Origin of the sequence: Enterococcus durans, assembly GCF_002277935.1 — a bacterium.
In the GTDB taxonomy this organism is placed as follows: domain Bacteria; phylum Bacillota; class Bacilli; order Lactobacillales; family Enterococcaceae; genus Enterococcus_B; species Enterococcus_B durans.
Genome location: NZ_CP022930.1, coordinates 2,677,699 through 2,692,651 on the forward strand (window position 1 = coordinate 2,677,699; position 14,953 = coordinate 2,692,651).

A 14,953-nucleotide genomic window follows, 5' to 3' on the forward strand; every position below is an offset into this window, starting at 1 on the left:
TTAACTCCTTACTGTAAAGTTCTTCTTCATTCTAACAAAGAATACGTAGGAAAGCGAAAAGAAAAACGTGAGAAATTTTCTTCTATAAATAAAAAATACGGTTATTGCAGAAGTGCTTCTGCACCATTTATTCAAAAAAAGAGTGTGACAAGATTTTTGTCACACCCCTGTTAAATACGTTTTTTCTATTGTTAATTGTTTTTACCAAAAATTCTTAAAAAGGCTAAGAACAAGTTGATAAAATCAAGATACAATTGTAGTGCCAAGAAGACGGCGATCCCACTGTGGGCTGTTCCATTGCTTTGCACATAGATACTACGGATCTTTTGATTGTCATAAGCCGTGATCCCTGCAAAAATCAACACAAGCAGAAGCGAGATGAATAATTCAACTGCACTGCTTCGCAAAATGAAGATGTTCAATACCATTGCGATGATCACGCCGATCAATGCAGCCATTCCCGCACGACCAACGCCGCTTAGGTCTTTCTTCGTGACCATCCCGACAACTGACATCCCTAAAAACATACCTGTAGCAGAGATGAATGCTTTGGTAATGCTGCCGATATCATAATAGGATAATGTAACAGCCAATGTCAGCCCATTTAACAATGAGTAAGCGACAAAGCCACCGATTGCTAAGCTAGGATTCTTTTGTGCTTTCACTCCGAGAACCATGACTAAAATCAACTCTACGATCCACAACCCCATAAATCCTAACGGGAAGTTGTTGATGAATGAAGCGATTTGGTAAGGGAAAACTTGAAGTGTCAAATAAGACACGATGGCACTCAATGCAAGCCCTCCACCTAGAAAAGCATAAACCTTGGCATAAAATCGATTGATTCCTGCTGCCATAGTATTTTGATTGTTCATATTATTCACCTTCACTTTCAAGTGTAATTTCTAATTCTGGTTCTTCTGCTGGTTGAACCATTACTACAGCATCTAATACTCGATTTTCGACACTGTTGGTTGCTTCCACAGAAATTGTTACTACATTTTTCATTTTGTCTACTTTGATGACCTCAAACTGAAAAGTCAATGTTTCGTAATGGAAAACTGGTTCAATAAAATTCACAGAAAAATTTACGACATGTGAACCTGGTCCAGGCAGATGTTTCGAGATTGCACTGGTAATGATCCCCATCAACATCACCGATGGAACGATTGGTTGGTGGTATTCTGTTTTTTTAGCAAAATCATGTTGGATATACAAAGGATTGGCATCATTTGTCAAACCTAGATATAACAATAACTGGTTATCTTCGATCGATTCTGTTAAAGATAACGAGTCTCCTTCCTCGATTTCATTGATTGTTTTTCCTAATTTACGCGGTTTACCTGTGTTCAAGATAAAAACCCTCCAGTTTATATATTAATCATTACTCATTGTACCAAAACAAACAGAAAAGGCAAGTTCCACTAACTAAACACTAGATATACTTAAGAATCCTGCTGGTCCGACAATGATTCGCTTTTTCTTAGACTGCAGTTCTAAAAAAACGAGTGACTCGTTGGATATCTTTCCCCTTCATATAGCGTAATTTGACATTTAGACGCCCATTTCCTTCTCTCAACTGCAAACTAAGATGGGCTAAATCTTTACGGTAAAGAAAAGGCGTACTGGTTTCTTCGATCGATTGGACTTTTGCTCGGTCAATAAATGTTTGGACTTTTGTAAAATATTGGTAATTTTGGATACAAAGTCGCGACTCTGAAAGAAAAGCCAATCCTTGATTATGGCTATTCAGTAAGTCCGTTGCTATGCCAAAGAGCAGCCCCAACAATAGGATCGTTCCCAACCACCAGTAAAAGAAAAAAGAAATAATTGCTAGTGGCAATAGCACAGCGATGGACCAGCGGGAAAAATAAAACCAGCGTCCTCGTGAAACAGCTTGTATGGTTGGTTTTGCCATTTGCCAATCAGCATAGATCATTTGTAACACCGGATATAGTTCGCTTTCACTGATTATTGGTAGGAGCAGGACTTTAGCTGTGTTATCTGCATTTTCTTTTTGTTCTTGTCCACCTGCTAAAATCAATTCCACTGATGAGATCCCAAGTAATCTTCTCAATATATTTTGCTTGATTCGAATCCCTTGCACTTTGTTGAGTGGAATCTTTTGAACATGCTTTTCAAGTAATCCTCGTTCGATCGTCAATGTTTTCTCGAAATAGCTCACTTTGAAATGATAGTACGTAATCATGCTTTTGATCATTGCAAAAAGCATCGCAGCGATCATAAATAAAATTCCGAATGCCACAACGAACAGTCCACCAGTTTGGACAGCCGAGATCGTCACATCTGCAACCTCATCGACCCACTCTTTTGACATAAACCGTTCGATTGTCAATAACACAACGAAAATCCCCATAAACACACTTAGATCCGTGATGCCAAACAGAAAGATCTGACGATTTGTTAATTGGTATTTAACAGCTTGTTCTTCGTAAAGCGGACTCTTCTCAATAACCGCTTCATCTGCTTGCTGTTCAGGAAAGTTTTTTTCTTGTTTGTCGTTTGCATGCTGCCGGTAATGTTCGATTTCATTGAACACCCGGATCGGTATGGCTGGAATATTGACTTCTGGTTTGCTCTCTCCTCCAGCAGTCTCGATCTGTAGACTTACGACATGAAAGGGAACCAAAAAGAACCATTGGCGTTGCTTGATTGCCTGCATTCGTTCATACGTTACCTCGATTTCCTTTTTTCGGATGATCCCTTCATAGATGACCATTTTATCTGCATCGATCGTATAAGACTCAAAGAAGTATTTTACGCAGGCCCACATACTAAGCAACATGGCGGCTCCTCCAAAAATCAAAAGCGTCTCCCAACCATCTTTGAACCCATTCCTGATAATTCCGATGACTATAAATGGTATCCACGCTTTTAATGCAGATAAAATATGGAGAAGAATGGTCAACGGGTGATAATGAACCTTTTTAGACATCTTCCTTCGCCACCTTCACTAATTCGATGATCTGCTGACGCAAAGCTTGTGCTTCCTCCATATCTAAACCAGCTAATCGGTGGGTGGTGGCAGCCGTGTGGATTGCAATTTGAATCAGGTTTTGTTGGCGTAGGAAAGGTCCTTGCTCCGTTTCGACATGTTGGATTCGATTGATTGGGACATAGGTCGTTGAGCGAAAAATAAACCCTTTTTGAAAGACCAAGTCTTCTGGGGTGATCTCATAGCGATGAAATTCATAACGATAAGGAACAAGGTTGAATTTCAGAATAGTCACAATCAATACGATGAGAAAATAGCCAATGAGTATGCTACCCCACAGTGCTGACAGTTGATGTAAATAACGGAGTATCCCAAACATGATGATACCCAATAATAAGAAAATAACGCTAGTTAAGAATATGCTTTTTTGCCAAACTTTTTTGATGCGCTGTGGCATTTTTTGTGCTAATAATGGATAATTCATTCTTTCCCTCACCTTCATTCTAAGGAACAAAAAACATTTATTTCTACCAAGCAAACCGATTCTTATTCCATTAGTTATAGTTATTTGAAACCATTTTATTTAGTTAAGAATACTACTAGTTATCCCCTTTGCCAATGGATTTTTTTCAATAAATCGCTTATTTGTGCATTAGTTAACTAATTGCACAAAAAAGGGATGCGACGAAATATCGTCACATCCCTTCTCGCATCGAATGACCCATGTTCCAGAAATTTTTTCAAAAAACAAATCGAAATGTTTTAAAATCGCAACCAGCAATTTCCCAAAGATTTCTTTTCTTAGTTTCACTATTCCTGTCACATGCTATTCTTACGTATATTTAGTTCAACAAGAAATTACAAAACATTCTTTGTTGTACTGCTTAATAATTTTTCGTAGGCTTGTTCAAATTTTTGGACATCTCCCGCACCCATGAAAATAATCACTGCATCATGATAATCTAATAAAGGAGAGACATTGTCTTCTTTGATGACTTGTCCGCCTTTTTTGATCTTATCTCCTAAGTCTTCGATTTTTACATCGCCTTGTTTTTCACGTGCTGAACCAAAAATATCGCAAAGATATACTTTATCTGCAAGATCAAGTGCTTCAGCAAATTCATCCATCAACGCAATCGTACGTGTAAATGTATGTGGTTGGAAAACTGCAATGATTTCTTTGTCAGGATATTTTTGACGTGCACCATCGATCGTAGCTTTGATTTCTGCTGGGTGATGCGCATAGTCATCAACTACAGTCATATCGGCAACGATTTTTTCACTAAAACGACGTTTCACGCCTGGGAAAGTCAACATTTCTTTTGCGACTTCTTCAATATCTAAGTTTTCAAAGTAAGCGACCGCAATCACACCTAGTGCATTTAGAATGTTGTGTTTTCCAAAAGCTGGTACGACGAAATGTCCAACAAATTCCTCGCCATGATACACATCAAAAGCAGAACCAGTTGTTGTTCGTTCGATATTACGTGCTTGGATATCATCATTTTCAGATACACCATAATAATAGATCGGCACATCAGCTTCCAATTTTCTCAAGTACGCATCATCACCATAGGCAAAAATTGCTTTTTTGACTTGTTTAGCCATTGATTGGAACGCAGTGAACACATCATCGATACTTGTGTAGTAATCAGGATGATCAAAGTCGATATTTGTCATGATGACATAATCAGGTGAATAAGCCAAAAAGTGACGGCGATATTCACATGCTTCAAACGCAAAAAATTCGGCTTGAGGATCCCCATGACCTGTACCATCTCCGATCAAATAGCTCGTTGGACGGATACCTGTCAACATGTGGGAAAGTAGACCAGTCGTACTAGTTTTCCCATGTGAGCCAGTAACAGCGATACTGGTGTAATTTTGGATGAAATCTCCAATGAAATCATGGTAGCGAACAACTTCTAACCCTAGTTCCTTCGCTCTTTGGATTTCTTCATGTGTATCTGGAAAAGCATTACCAGCAATGATCGTCATCCCTGGTTTTACGTTATCCGCATTAAAAGGTAAAATTTTGATATTTGCTTTTTCTAAATCTCTTTGAGTAAAGAAATATTTTTCAATGTCTGATCCTTGCACGTTTAAACCTTGTTCATGTAAAACAAGAGCCAAGGAACTCATTCCTGATCCTTTGATACCAACGAAATGATACAATTTATTTTGATTTTCCATTTGAATCCTCTTCTCTTAACTATCATCCATTTTTTTCACTATATTCAACACGACACCCATTATCTTATAAACCTTTGAAAATTTCAACCAAATTTATTCGAAGAGGATCAAATCGTATTGGCTGTCAAAAAACAGAAATAAATGACGGAACTTTTCATTCTTTGACTAACCTTCGTTACTATGACCTACCGAACGAATCGCTCATCGAATTGAGCAGTGATCCGCCGATAAGCTGACCAAATGGTTTCAGGCATTTCTACGTGATTCATATAGCCCTTGCCATTTGGTCCATAGCCATTTTCATCGTCTTTCAAGCGAACCATTTCCCCTAGAACCAGTGCATAAAAGTATTCTTTTGACCATTGGCCATCCAACTCAGGCTGAGTAAACTGGATTTTTTCCCCAATAGCGACCACTTGAGGCACAAAAGGAACATAATTGATAAATTTGACATTTTCTGTTTGCCATACTTTTTCAAAAGTCGCTTTTGTCCTTCTTTGCAAAGTAGGATCGTTCATCAGTAAGATTTGGCGAGGAAGTTCTCCCTCTCGACGCAATATTGCTAAGGCGTTGCGGGCGTTCTCACCTGAATTGGTAGATGCAGTTTCTAAAAGGAATGCCTCGTTTGGGAGCCGATATTTTTCTTTGAGATACTGAAAGCACATCTCACTTTCACTCAATGTTGGATCTAAAAAAATCCCCTGCTTCTCAAAATTACGATGAAGTCTTGCCGTAGCATGTCCGATGCCACCAACAAGAAAGATTTTCTTCACTTGCCCTTTTTGATAAAGTTCTGCTGCTTTATCCGCTAACATGGGTAAGCAGTTACCCGCTAGAATCACTAAAGAAGCCTCATCTATTTGGCTAGAACTCTTGTCAGCTAAAAAAGTTAACAGCTGGTTCCAGTCTTGATAGTTTTCTGCCTGTTTATCCATTCTTTTCCCCCATCAGCATGACTTTTCTGCTACATTTTTTGTTTCTTTCCATACTAATTTTCCGTGACATTTTCCACAGACATAACGTTCTGTATTTATTTTTCGTTTGCGGTAAATGAGTGCTGAACAATTTTGACATTCGTAACATTCGATTTTTTTGACCTGATTGGTAGATACTCTCGGCGCATAACGTATACCGCCAGTTTTTTTCAAAAGGTTCTTAAAATCGGCATCTTGATGCCGATAGCCTTTGTTCCCTAAGTGTAAATGATAATGGCACAATTCATGTTTGATGATCCCAATCTTTGTCTTTTCATCTACCTCTTTGAACATCTTGAGATTAAAGTCTAGATGATGATCGCTTAAATGGTAACGGCCACCAGTGGACCTTAACCGAGCATTAAAAACAGCGCGATGCCTAAAAGGTAAATGGAAACTTTCGATTGAGATCTTTTCAACCAACTGTTGCAATTCTTCTTGAGTCACTGTTTATTCCTCATAAGGAGAAAGCATCGTCAAGCTGATTCGTCCTTTGTTCGTGTCGACTTGATCGATCCAAACAGTGACTACATCACCTACAGAAACGATATCAGTTGGATGTTTGACGAACTTTTTACTTAATTTGGAGATATGGACCAACCCATCTTGTTTGACCCCGATATCGACGAAAGCACCAAAATCGATTACGTTACGAACTGTCCCTTTCAATTCCATGCCAGGTTTTAGATCTTCTATGCTTAAAACATCTGAACGAAGCAATGGTGCTGGCATTTCATCACGCATGTCTCTTCCTGGTCTAGTCAGTCCATCTAATATATCAGCTAAGGTTTCTTCGCCTACAGTCAGTGTTTCAGCTAAACGAGTAGCGGATAAATGCGAAAGTATCTCAATGGCTTCTGCTTTCCCTAACTCTTTCTCAGACAACCCATTTGTTTTTAGAATCTCTTTGGCTACACTATAGCTTTCAGGATGGATGGCTGTATTATCCAATACATTTTTCCCACCAGGCACACGGATAAATCCGATTGCTTGCTCATAAGCTTTCGGTCCTAATCTTGGCACCTTCTTCAATTGTGTTCGCGTATCGAAAGCACCATTTTCCTCACGGTAAGTCACGATGTTTTGAGCTGTTGTTTTGTTCAATCCAGAAATGTGCTGCAATAATTGCGGGCTCGCTGTATTGACATCGACACCCACTTGGTTCACCGCTGTTTCAACCACGAAATCCAATTGTTCGGCTAATCGTTTTTGAGAGACGTCATGTTGGTATTGCCCTACTCCAACAGCTTTTGGATCGATCTTCACTAGTTCTGCTAGTGGATCTTGTAAGCGTCGAGCAATCGAGACAGCACTACGTTCTTCTACTTGTAGATTGGGAAACTCTTGACGGGCAATGTCACTGGCTGAATAGACCGATGCACCAGCTTCGTTGACAATCGCATAATATGCCTTGTGGTCAGCTGCTTTTAACTGTTCTGCGACGAACAACTCAGATTCACGACTAGCTGTGCCATTTCCTATCGCTACCATATCTACCTTGTACTGATTGATCAATTTGACAAAAGCCGGTCCTGCCGCTTCTCTTTTTGCTTGTGCTGCTGGTTTATGTGGGTAGATCACTTCGATTGCCAAAACCTTACCTGTGGCATCTACTACTGCCAACTTGCAGCCTGTACGATAAGCAGGATCAAACCCTAAAACAACTTTGCCTTTCAACGGTGGCTGTAACAACAAGTTACGGAGATTTTCGCCAAAAATCGCAATGGCTTGTTCATCTGCTTTTTCTGTCAGTTCATTACGTACTTCACGCTCGATGGCAGGCTGGATAAAACGTTTGTAACTATCTTGGTATGCTTCCCTTACCGCAACAGCTGCAGGTGAATCTGGATCTTTGATCATTTGGCGTTCTAAATAAGACAACACCGCCGATTCATCCACTTGTAACGATACTTTCAAGATATCCTCTTTTTCTCCTCGATTAGTTGCTAAAATACGGTGAGAAACAATTTTATGGATAGGCTCGGAAAATGCATAGTACATTTCATATACGCCTTTTTCATCGAGTTCTTTTTTCTTGACGGCACTGACATACAGTCCTTTGTTGTAAGTGTATGAGCGGATCCACGTTCTGAATTTTGCGTCATCACTGACTTGCTCAGCAATGATTTCATGCGCACCTTGTAGTGCCTCTTCTACGCTTTGTACTTCTTTTTCTTCACTTAGATACTTTTTCGCTTCTTCGCGAATATCCCCTTGCGTGAATTGGAGCAACCATTGTGCAAAAGGTTCGAGGCCTTTTTCTTTTGCAATCGTTGCTTTGGTACGACGCTTTTGTTTGTAAGGACGATAAAGATCTTCCACTTGCTGCATCTTCACTGCCAAAGTGATTGCCTTTTCCAACTCTGGTGTTAGTTTTTCCTGTTCATCAATCAATCGAATAACTTCTGTTTTACGTTTTTCTAGATTTTCCAAATACGCATATCGTTCTTCGATTTCTCGAATTTGGACTTCATCGAGACTGCCCGTCATTTCCTTACGATAACGTGCAATGAACGGCACTGTGTTTCCTTCATTTAATAAATTCAAGACCGTTACTAACTGTTTTGAATGATAATCAGCCAGTTCTTTTTGAACAAGCTGAACAATTGTTTGATTTAATTTCTCCGTCATTAAAAAACTCCTTTGCAAATAGAGACATCCTTACTCGTGACCGTCATCAAGAATGCCAAATAAATATAGTTCCTTTCTATTTTATCATATTTTATAGGAACTGATCACAAAACAAAAAAGCGACACAAAACAACTGTCACTTTTCTAGTTTTCTAGCCTCTCCAACCGCCTTCATTATTCTGATATTCGATATCTTGGACGATCCCTGATCGATCAAAAACAACGCCATGCAATGAACCACCAAAGACTGCCCCACCATCAATACCGATCAGATTGTCACCATACCATAGATCAGTCGTCTGCATATCACCATGCAACATAGGTGTGATGGTATGTCCAAAGACGATCGTTTTCCCTGTATTGTTTTTTCCTGTATGAAAAGGTTCTCGAATCCATAGAAAATCCCGATCACTTGTTTGTCGCCAATCTTTTTTTGTTAAATCAACGCCTGCATGAACAAATAAGTACTCTTCCCACTCATAATATAGCGGACGCTCACACAAAAAATCGATCAACTCAGGATATCTCGAACGGATCATCATGGCAATCTCGGTTGGGGAATATTCTTCTGTAGCTCCTGGGTGCAACAGACTTTCAAACGTTTCTTTGCCCCCATTGCGTACGTAGGGAGCGTACCAATCTTCCGGTGCTTGGAGAAACTGTAAAAAGTATTCTTCATGATTGCCACGAAGATAGACCGCATTCGTTTCCTTTACCAATTTCATTCCTAATAAAAAGCACTCTTTTGTACGTGGACCGCGATCATTTAAATCACCCAGCAGAACCAGTTGATGGATTGAGGGATCATAGTGTGCAACAAGTTTTTGAAAAAGATCATACTCTCCATGGACATCACCGATTGCATAAATATAAGGTTTCATTTCATTCCCCTCCTTTGCTCCTCAGTATAGCTCATATTTTTATCAGAGAACAGAAAAAAGAGGAAGATTCAAAAGTAAAAAAATACTTTTTCTCCTCCTCTTAAACTGACTAAACACTAGAACGAATATCCCTTTTTAGATGTCGAGATCCTCGAAAATCCAAAAAGTGAAATCCATGATTTTTCTCTTGTTTCTTACAGCTTTGTTCTCCGTTTTTCTAATAAATGATTTTAAGCAAAAACAGATAGCTTCGCTTCAATTTCTTCGCTCGTTAGTTGATGTTCTTTGATATAACGATTTTGAGGATGTTGTGCACAGGCAACAGAACAAGAACCCAAGTGTTTTTCTTCATTCTCTACAGATGTGAGGAACTGCCGATTGCATTCGGGATTGCCACAATTGATATAGCGCTCGCATGGCGTACCATCAAACCAATCTTTCCCAACGATCTGCTTGTCGACCTGATTGATATCTACTGCGATCCGTTCATCAAAGACATACATTTTTCCATCCCACAATTCTCCTTGGACTTCAGGATCTTTACCATATGTTGCAATGCCGCCGTGAAGTTGACCAACGTTCTTGAAGCCTTCTCTGACAAGCCAGCCAGAGAATTTTTCACAACGAATCCCTCCGGTACAATAAGTGACCACACGCTTTTCCATAAATTCTTCTTTATGTGCTTGCATCCACTCTGGCAATTCTCTAAAGCTGCGGATATCTGGGCGAACAGCACCGCGGAAATGACCAAGATCATATTCGTAGTCGTTTCTTGCGTCGATCACTACTGTATCTTCGTCCAAGATTGCCTCTTTGAATTCTGTAGGTGAAAGATACGCACCCGTTATTTCTTTGGGATCGACATCTTCTTCCAATTTAAGTGAAACAAGTTCCGGACGTGCTCGAACAAACATCTTTTTAAACGCATGCCCTTCACTAGGATCGATTTTGAAAAAGGTATCTGAGAAACGGGCATCCGCCTTCATCGCTTCCATATATTTTTCTGTATCTTCGATCGTTCCAGAAAGAGTGCCATTGATTCCTTCATGCGCAACTAAGATTCTGCCTTTTAGATTCAATGACTTGCAAAAAGCAAGATGGTCTTTCGCAAATTCTTCGGGATCAGTAATTGTCGTATAATTATAGTAGAGTAATACTTGGTAGTTCATTTTTTTCTTCCTTCCTTCTATTCCTTCCAAAATAGTATAAAAAAGGAAGTGTGCTTTGACGATTTTTATGCTTGTGTATTACTGTTCAAACCCAAAGTTTACATAATATAATTATTGTTTTTTATTTGGTAGTTGGTCACAAAATTTTACGCTATATGCTAGATTGTAACCCGTACACTCAATCACGGTTTGTCTTTGGAAAACAGGAAAAAAAAGACCACCAACATATATCCTTGGCAGTCTACTTTTCACAAATAGAGCGATCGTTTATTCTTTTCCTGTCACAGCAAAGTAATTACCGTCAGGGTCAGCAAAATTAAAGACATACTCTTCACCAATACGAACAAGGTCACCTAATGTAACACCGTATTCTTGCATCTTTTTATATAAGCCGAAAATATCTTGACTATAAAACATCAAAGAAGGTGAACTTCCAGCCGTTTCAGGTGAATGCTGTTCGATGAACGCACGATCATACAACACGAAAGATGTCGAAGCACCTTCTGTGGCAGCCACCTCAACGATCAATGTGCCATCCATTTCTTGACGATCTATTTCTTTAAAGCCGACAGCTGTCCAAAACGCTGTATTTTTTTCTACATCATCGACATACAACATGATTTTCAATTCATTGGTAAACATACTTTCCCTCCACATTACTCTAAAAAAGAGCCATAATCTCATCCAGTTTAGCATACAGCCTATTAAAAATCTATGTTTACCAATTCCTTCAAACTTTATCCTAAAACGTAAGAAAACCTTATCTCAAAAACCAGTCATCCATGTTGATTCTCTTTCCTCGAAATGTGTTATTGATAAAGATAAAGAACTTCGCCTTACTTTAAAAAGAGCGTGGGACAAAACTAAAAATCAGTTTTGTCACAGACTCTCGAATAAACGGTGGGAGCAGAAGTAGCTCCTTCTTAAATAAGCCGAAATTCACAAAAATTTGAAAAGCAATTTTCGTTAATTTCTTCTTATTTCTCGGAGTTAAACACTTCTGTCCCAACCTCTTTGCATAATTTTGTTCGTACATATACAGCTTACTTGCAAGACTCAACAATCTAAGCTAATATAAAGAAAAGGGACTATGCTCGAACATAGCCCCAATGTAGACCCGTTAAAAAGACGGTAGCTTTTGTTTTAATGGTTTAACCATCTACGCCTGCTAAAGTGTTAGATGGTTATTTTTTTGGTCTTTAGAGTCAATGATCAGCAAAACCAATGTCGCAAAAGCAATCATCAGTTGAATTGCTTCAAAAGTTGACACTTGTTTACTCCCTTCTGGGGATAAAGCGATGAACCATAGGCATCACCCCTTTTTCAAGAGATTAGCCACCACCTTTTCACTTTTCGGAATAATTAAAATGATTCTATCAATAGATCGAGATATGATAAACCTCGATGCGCTGAAATTGATCAAAGGGTTCATAAAAAAGCATGACTCGAACGGACAGTTTCTGTCTCACTCAGTCATGCTTTTCTTTTAATATTTAAGCATTTACGTCGATTACTTTTGAATCATCTTTAATTGCATCTCGATCTAGATCTTTGATCCTTGCACTTGTAACGATTCCGGCAACCATACTACCACTGACATTTGTTGCTGTTCGGGCCATATCGATCAATGGTTCTACGGAGATCACTAAGCCAACGATTGCAACTGGTAAGTTCATCGCACCTAATACGATCAATGAAGCAAATGTTGCTCCACCACCGACACCAGCAACACCAAATGAGCTGATCGTTACAATTGCTACCAACATCAAAATGAATTCTAAACTAAAGACATTGATTCCCGCAGCTGGTGCAACGATGGTTGCTAACATAGCTGGATAGACACCGGCACAGCCGTTCTGACCAATAGATAACCCAAAACTAGCAGAAAAGTTTGCAGTGGCTTCATCTACACCTAGCGCTTTTGTCTGCGTTTCAATATTCAATGGCAAAGCGCCTGCACTTGAACGGGATGTAAATGCAAAACTTAAGACAGGGAATGCTTTTTTGAAATAATCGATCGGATTCACTTTTACAGAAATCAAAATCAGTGAATGAACGATCAAAACAGCTAATAACGCAACATACGATGCCAATACAAATTTCCCTAAGTTGACGATCGCAACGAAATCGCTAGTTGCTAATACGTTCGTCATCAATGCAAAAACTCCATAAGGTGTCAAACGCAAGACTAATGTGACGATTCGCATCACGATTTTATATAAGCTATCAATCAAATTTGAAAAGAATTCTGCTTCTTTCGGTGCTTTTCTTTTTACTCCTAAGTAGGCGATCCCTACAAAGGCAGCAAAGATAACGACACCGATCGTACTTGTTGCACGAGTCCCAGCTAGATCGGCAAAAACATTCTTAGGAATAAAAGATAGGATCTGTTGGGGAATCGTCAAGCCGCTTACCGCTTCTTGTCTTGTGGCTAATTCAGAGATACGAGCGGTTTCCGCAGCACCTTCTGTGAATTTTGCTCCTTGAAGGCCAAAAAGCATCGTTGTACCGATCCCAATCAACGCTGCGATGGCAGTCGTCGCTAATAACGAAGTTAAAACAGTTGCACTGATTTTCCCTAATTTTTCAGAGACTTTCATTTTAGTAAATGCGCCAACGATCGACACGAACACTAATGGCATGATCAACATTTGTAAGAAGCCCACATAGCCTTCCCCTACGATATTGATCCATTGCATCGATTGACTCACAACTGGGTCATCTACTCCGAAAATCAATTGTAATAAGCCACCAAAAACGATCCCGATAGCTAGTGCCGTATAGACACGTGTTGAAAATTTTGTATGGCGCTTTTGCATTCGATAAAACACATATAATAATGCCGCAAAAACTAGAACCACTAAAACTGTGATGAGTGTTGTCATTTTTCTCCTCCTCTAATTTTGAATGACAAGTCCATCGAAGGAAGTAAAGGTTCCCGAAAATGACTCTTCAGACATTTTCCTGAAAAAAATTTTTTCAGTGACTTAACCATTTTAGACTATTCGAGAAGAAATAACAGTTATTTTGCTTACAATTAGTAATAGAAAAAATGATCGGTGATAGCTTTTAACTATCACCGATCATTTTACGCTTCTTTTTCAGATTGAAAATTCAGTTTCACGCCTGGTTGGTCCAAGGCAATCTCAGTCACTTCATATGCTAATCGTTTAACGATATCAAATAACGGAGCGACCAATTGATCGACCTCTTCTTGTGTTACATCACTTTGACCCTCGATTTTACGATTGAGGACATGGTTGATTTGACTTACACTTCCAGATAAAACATATGTATCGAAAACCAATCGAAACTCTAACCGAGCTCCTACGATACTGTGCTCTTTCGGATAGTTTTCAATGGTTTCCTTTAACGGTGAAAATCCTACCTTCAAGTCTGTTTCTACCTCTTGATCTTTTGGCTTCATATCATAATGAAATGACTCCACTACTTCTTTTTGTCTTCTGATTTCCATGTAATCACTCCTTTCCCAAATTATAACATACCTGTGATTGAAGAGGGATACTTATTTGTGAGCTCCCTCTAAATCGCAAGGATTTTCCTCAAGTCATCAATAACATAATCTGCAGGGATTTCTCCGAGAAAATGATCGATATCATATAGACAAGTGAGGACCCCCGCCCGTTTTCCAGCCTCGATATCTAAACGCCGATCACCGATCATCATCGTTTCTGATTTTTTCATCTCGAAACGTTCGATCAGATAATTCAAGGAGTCAGGGGAAGGCTTGCGGGGAAAATTCTGATCGATCCCGACAACTTCTTCAATCAGATCTGTCAGTCCGTATTTTCCAAGCAATTCCCATGTTGATTCCGTGAGACGATGGGTCAGAATAAAATGTCTAGCCCCATGATTTTTCAATGAACGCAAGACTTCTTCAGTTGCCGCAAATGGTTGTGGTTTCAAAGAACTTTCACGTTCATATTGATGGAATAACGGAGTGAATTCCTCTTCTTCAAGCTGATATTCCTCTCTAAGCTGACGGGTAGAAAATTTCTTCATTGTTTGGTAAATCTCTCCGGGATCTTTGATGATTCCAAAATCTTGAAGCGCTTTTGCTGCTCCTTCAACCATTGCTGGATAACTATCATATAATGTTCCGTCAAAATCCCAGATGCAATTCTTGAT

Annotated in this window: 16 protein-coding genes; all 16 read right to left on the bottom strand. The window is 39.2% G+C overall.

Features of this window, described 5'->3' with window-relative positions; translation table 11 throughout:
* Nucleotides 1–191: 191 nt before the first annotated feature.
* The gene (locus tag CJZ72_RS12755) at nt 192–875 is read right to left on the bottom strand and encodes a Bax inhibitor-1/YccA family protein (protein ID WP_081134494.1); all 684 of its coding nucleotides are present in this window, start codon (nt 873–875) and stop codon (nt 192–194) included.
* A gap of 1 nt (nt 876) precedes the next feature.
* A complete protein-coding gene (locus CJZ72_RS12760; RefSeq protein WP_095443932.1) occupies nt 877–1,353 on the bottom strand; it encodes a MaoC/PaaZ C-terminal domain-containing protein in 477 nt (158 codons plus the stop codon).
* Nucleotides 1,354–1,483: 130 nt separating this feature from the next.
* Entirely contained in the window at nt 1,484–2,956 is a 1,473-nt protein-coding gene (locus CJZ72_RS12765) for a PH domain-containing protein (RefSeq protein ID WP_095443933.1), read from the bottom strand.
* A complete protein-coding gene (locus CJZ72_RS12770; protein WP_081134497.1) occupies nt 2,949–3,440 on the bottom strand; it encodes a PH domain-containing protein in 492 nt (163 codons plus the stop codon). The genes CJZ72_RS12765 and CJZ72_RS12770 overlap by 8 nt, the downstream gene beginning before the upstream one ends.
* 374 nt (nt 3,441–3,814) lie before the next feature.
* Nucleotides 3,815–5,149: a UDP-N-acetylmuramate--L-alanine ligase gene (gene murC, locus CJZ72_RS12775; RefSeq protein ID WP_005879880.1), complete on the bottom strand. Its 1,335-nt coding sequence runs from the start codon at nt 5,147–5,149 to the stop codon at nt 3,815–3,817.
* Between the two features lie 185 nt (nt 5,150–5,334).
* Entirely contained in the window at nt 5,335–6,084 is a 750-nt protein-coding gene (locus CJZ72_RS12780; RefSeq protein ID WP_081134498.1) for a YdcF family protein, read from the bottom strand.
* Between the two features lie 12 nt (nt 6,085–6,096).
* Entirely contained in the window at nt 6,097–6,570 is a 474-nt protein-coding gene (locus tag CJZ72_RS12785; protein ID WP_081134499.1) for a SprT family protein, read from the bottom strand.
* Between the two features lie 3 nt (nt 6,571–6,573).
* Nucleotides 6,574–8,754: a Tex family protein gene (locus tag CJZ72_RS12790; RefSeq protein ID WP_095443934.1), complete on the bottom strand. Its 2,181-nt coding sequence runs from the start codon at nt 8,752–8,754 to the stop codon at nt 6,574–6,576.
* A gap of 152 nt (nt 8,755–8,906) precedes the next feature.
* Nucleotides 8,907–9,635: a metallophosphoesterase family protein gene (locus CJZ72_RS12795; protein ID WP_081134501.1), complete on the bottom strand. Its 729-nt coding sequence runs from the start codon at nt 9,633–9,635 to the stop codon at nt 8,907–8,909.
* Between the two features lie 230 nt (nt 9,636–9,865).
* Entirely contained in the window at nt 9,866–10,804 is a 939-nt protein-coding gene (trhO, locus tag CJZ72_RS12800; protein ID WP_081134502.1) for an oxygen-dependent tRNA uridine(34) hydroxylase TrhO, read from the bottom strand.
* Between the two features lie 267 nt (nt 10,805–11,071).
* Nucleotides 11,072–11,446 (bottom strand): VOC family protein, encoded by a 375-nt coding sequence (locus CJZ72_RS12805; protein ID WP_005879892.1) that lies wholly within the window; start codon nt 11,444–11,446, stop codon nt 11,072–11,074.
* Between the two features lie 199 nt (nt 11,447–11,645).
* Entirely contained in the window at nt 11,646–11,840 is a 195-nt protein-coding gene (locus CJZ72_RS15310) for a hypothetical protein (RefSeq protein ID WP_095443935.1), read from the bottom strand.
* A 132-nt stretch (nt 11,841–11,972) separates the two neighbouring features.
* Nucleotides 11,973–12,074 carry a putative holin-like toxin gene (locus CJZ72_RS14840; RefSeq protein WP_221695663.1) on the bottom strand — a complete coding sequence of 34 codons (102 nt, stop codon included), beginning with the start codon at nt 12,072–12,074 and terminating at the stop codon, nt 11,973–11,975.
* 223 nt (nt 12,075–12,297) lie between these two features.
* Nucleotides 12,298–13,689, bottom strand: a complete 1,392-nt coding sequence (locus CJZ72_RS12815; protein ID WP_081134504.1) for an L-cystine transporter — start codon at nt 13,687–13,689, stop codon at nt 12,298–12,300.
* A gap of 203 nt (nt 13,690–13,892) precedes the next feature.
* Nucleotides 13,893–14,279, bottom strand: a complete 387-nt coding sequence (locus CJZ72_RS12820; RefSeq protein WP_005879896.1) for a DUF1149 family protein — start codon at nt 14,277–14,279, stop codon at nt 13,893–13,895.
* Between the two features lie 68 nt (nt 14,280–14,347).
* The gene (locus tag CJZ72_RS12825; RefSeq protein ID WP_198324553.1) at nt 14,348–14,953 is read right to left on the bottom strand and encodes an HAD-IA family hydrolase; all 606 of its coding nucleotides are present in this window, start codon (nt 14,951–14,953) and stop codon (nt 14,348–14,350) included.

Coding starts and splice junctions, on each gene's coding strand:
- CJZ72_RS12795 (WP_081134501.1), bottom strand. CDS start 9,635: ATGAAACCTTATATTTATGCAATCGGTGATGTCCATGGAGAGTATGAT.
- CJZ72_RS15310 (WP_095443935.1), bottom strand. CDS start 11,840: ATGTACGAACAAAATTATGCAAAGAGGTTGGGACAGAAGTGTTTAACT.
- CJZ72_RS12790 (WP_095443934.1), bottom strand. CDS start 8,754: ATGACGGAGAAATTAAATCAAACAATTGTTCAGCTTGTTCAAAAAGAA.
- CJZ72_RS12780 (WP_081134498.1), bottom strand. CDS start 6,084: ATGGATAAACAGGCAGAAAACTATCAAGACTGGAACCAGCTGTTAACT.
- CJZ72_RS12765 (WP_095443933.1), bottom strand. CDS start 2,956: ATGTCTAAAAAGGTTCATTATCACCCGTTGACCATTCTTCTCCATATT.
- CJZ72_RS12805 (WP_005879892.1), bottom strand. CDS start 11,446: ATGTTTACCAATGAATTGAAAATCATGTTGTATGTCGATGATGTAGAA.
- CJZ72_RS12755 (WP_081134494.1), bottom strand. CDS start 875: ATGAACAATCAAAATACTATGGCAGCAGGAATCAATCGATTTTATGCC.
- murC (WP_005879880.1), bottom strand. CDS start 5,149: ATGGAAAATCAAAATAAATTGTATCATTTCGTTGGTATCAAAGGATCA.
- CJZ72_RS12820 (WP_005879896.1), bottom strand. CDS start 14,279: ATGGAAATCAGAAGACAAAAAGAAGTAGTGGAGTCATTTCATTATGAT.
- trhO (WP_081134502.1), bottom strand. CDS start 10,804: ATGAACTACCAAGTATTACTCTACTATAATTATACGACAATTACTGAT.
- CJZ72_RS12815 (WP_081134504.1), bottom strand. CDS start 13,689: ATGACAACACTCATCACAGTTTTAGTGGTTCTAGTTTTTGCGGCATTA.
- CJZ72_RS12770 (WP_081134497.1), bottom strand. CDS start 3,440: ATGAATTATCCATTATTAGCACAAAAAATGCCACAGCGCATCAAAAAA.